The 2,352-nt window shown below is 47.2% G+C and carries 3 protein-coding genes; all 3 read left to right on the top strand.

Annotated features, from left to right (window positions below):
* Window positions 1-75: 75 nt before the first annotated feature.
* The 3 genes from tnpA (at window position 76) to tnpC (ending at window position 2,325) form a co-directional block, all read left to right on the top strand.
* On the top strand, window positions 76-375 hold the full coding sequence (tnpA, locus tag K6Y21_RS21000) for an IS66 family insertion sequence element accessory protein TnpA (RefSeq protein ID WP_233073901.1): 300 nt from the start codon (window positions 76-78) through the stop codon (window positions 373-375).
* Window positions 372-716: an IS66 family insertion sequence element accessory protein TnpB gene (tnpB, locus tag K6Y21_RS20995; protein ID WP_233073900.1), complete on the top strand. Its 345-nt coding sequence runs from the start codon at window positions 372-374 to the stop codon at window positions 714-716. Before tnpA ends, tnpB begins: the two co-directional genes overlap by 4 nt.
* Before the next feature lie 85 nt (window positions 717-801).
* Complete coding sequence (tnpC, locus tag K6Y21_RS20990; protein WP_233073902.1) at window positions 802-2,325, top strand: IS66 family transposase; 1,524 nt, start codon at window positions 802-804, stop codon at window positions 2,323-2,325.
* The last annotated feature ends 27 nt before the right edge of the window (window positions 2,326-2,352 follow it).

The following is a 2,352-nucleotide window of genomic DNA, read 5'->3' as shown; positions in this document are numbered from 1 at the left end:
CGTAAGCGCTTAATTAACCACACATACTAAGTCACAGCCACATTTGTCATAGTGCTTCTTTTCAAGGGAGGCGCTATGAATCAACAAGATAAACGTGAATATTGGGCTGGTATGTTAGCCCTGTATCGGCAAAGTGAACTGAGCATCAAGCAGTTTTGCTTAGACCATGATATCCAGTACAAGACCTTTTATTATTGGTCCAAAAAGCTCAATCAAACTGAGCCTGTAACCCAACTGCAACCCATTGTCGTGACTGAACCATGCACAGATGCCAACGGTGTCGCTGTTTTGGTGCTCAACAACGGTATTCGTGTTGAGCTGCCCTTAGCATTGCCAGCCCTGCAAATTAAGCATTGGCTTGAGGCGCTACAATGACACCATCAGGGCCGGTGTATCTGGTGTCTGGCGCCACCGATATGCGCAAATCCATTGATGGTTTATCGTTAATTGTCGCACAAACCCTTGAGATGGACCCCTTTAGCCAAGCTTGGTTTATTTTCTGTAATCGAACACGAGACAAGTTGAAGATACTGTTCTGGGATACCAATGGCTTTTGGCTGTATTATCGCCGTTTAGAAAAAGGCACCTTCAAATGGCCCAAACCCCGTTCAGATGGTGCGATTCACATCAGTAAACAGCAACTCCATTGGCTACTGTCTGGCCTTACACTGGATAATGCCAAAGCCCATCGCCCGCTTTACAACCTAGAAGTGTGATCGCTGATATTGATCTGCATATTGGGCTTGAAGGATCCTTTTTCGCTGTCACACTGAGGGCTTGAAAATGACCTTGAGCCCAGATATGACCGAGTTACCTGATGACATTGAACAATTAAAAGCGATGTTGATACAGCTTCATCAAGAGAAGCTGCAAGCAGAGCAGGCCGTTCAGGCGCAACAGGAAACCATCATGGAGCTGGAAACCAAGGTGCAGTTGCTCATTGAGCAGTTGAACCTGAGTAAATCCAAACGCTTTTGCTCGCAAAGTGAAAAAACACCGAAAGGCACCTTCAATGAAGCCGAACAGCAAAACACCGTTGCAAAGTCGCTAGACCAACGTAAAAAGCCGGGTCGTAAGCCGCTGCCCGCGGAGCTTGAGCGCGAAGTTCAAAAGCACGAACTCAATGCCCCGTACTGCGAATGTTGTAATGAGCCTCTGCACCAATGCGGTGTTGAAACCTCGGAAGAGCTAAAGATCCTGCCGCAAAAAGTGAGCGTCATTCGCCATGAGCGAGTCAAATACGCATGTAGGCAGTGTGAAAACACTCGCACTGAATCGAAGATCATCACGGCACCCAAGCCAGCCAGTATGATCCCCAAAAGTATTGGTAGTGCAGAAGCCTTTGCTGCTGTCGTCACCGCTAAATACGTAGATGCACTGCCACTTTATCGTCAAGTTGATATCTTGAACCGCTCAGGTATTGAAATCAGCCGCGCCACACTGGCAAACTGGTGCGTTCAACTGGGCAGCAAAGTACAAGTCGTCATCGATGCGATGAAAACCAAGTTGTTGACAGAAAACCTTATCTGCGCGGATGAAACAACGGTGCAAGTACTGCGCGAAGAGGACAAAAAGGCACAATCAAAATCTTACATGTGGGTTTACCGCAGCGGTGAGTATGTCGAGCGCCCGGTAGTCATTTATGATTATCAGCCAAATCGCAGTGCATCATGCGCTCAAGATTTTTTAACAGGCTACACGGGCTACCTGCTCGCCGATGGTTACAGCGCTTACGATACCTTAGACGAGGTTACCCAAGCAGCTTGCATGGCCCATGTGCGCAGAAAGTTCACCGATGCACAAACAGCATCGCCCTCAAAAAAAGCAGGCAAAGCAGACGTTGCCTTAAGCTTTATTCGCAAACTGTATGTTGTTGAGAAAAAGGCGAAAGCGATGGATGCCGAAGCACGACAGAAACTAAGGCAACAAGAATCCAAACCGCTCTTAGATGAATTTAAGCAATGGCTTGATGCACAAAACGCACTCCCCAAAGGGGCACTTGGCAAAGCGATAAATTACGCCCAAAATCAGTGGCCCAAATTACTCACTTACCTAGAGAATGGTGATATCAGTATCGATAACAACGTGACCGAGCGTGATATCAGGCCGTTCACCACCGGTAGAAAAAATTGGATGTTCTCAACGTCGGTTGACGGCGCCAAGGCAAGTGCAAACTTGTATAGTTTAGTGATGACGTGTCGAGCGAACGACATCAATCCCTACTATTACTTCCGGCATTTATTCAGCGAGCTGCCAAAACGAGATCCTGCTGTTGATATGGCGGATCTTATGCCGTGGAATGTTGAAATCACTGGAGCAGATTAGCACTTAACTGGTTAATTAAGCGCTTAC

The organism is Motilimonas eburnea, assembly GCF_021295345.1.
Taxonomy (GTDB): domain Bacteria; phylum Pseudomonadota; class Gammaproteobacteria; order Enterobacterales; family CBDFNC01; genus Motilimonas; species Motilimonas eburnea.
This window is presented reverse-complemented; position numbering and strand designations above follow the sequence as displayed.

Bases quoted from the DNA above. Each gene is read 5' to 3' on its own strand.
- tnpA (WP_233073901.1), top strand. From the start codon at position 76: ATGAATCAACAAGATAAACGTGAATATTGGGCTGGTATGTTAGCCCTG.
- tnpC (WP_233073902.1), top strand. From the start codon at position 802: ATGACCGAGTTACCTGATGACATTGAACAATTAAAAGCGATGTTGATA.
- tnpB (WP_233073900.1), top strand. From the start codon at position 372: ATGACACCATCAGGGCCGGTGTATCTGGTGTCTGGCGCCACCGATATG.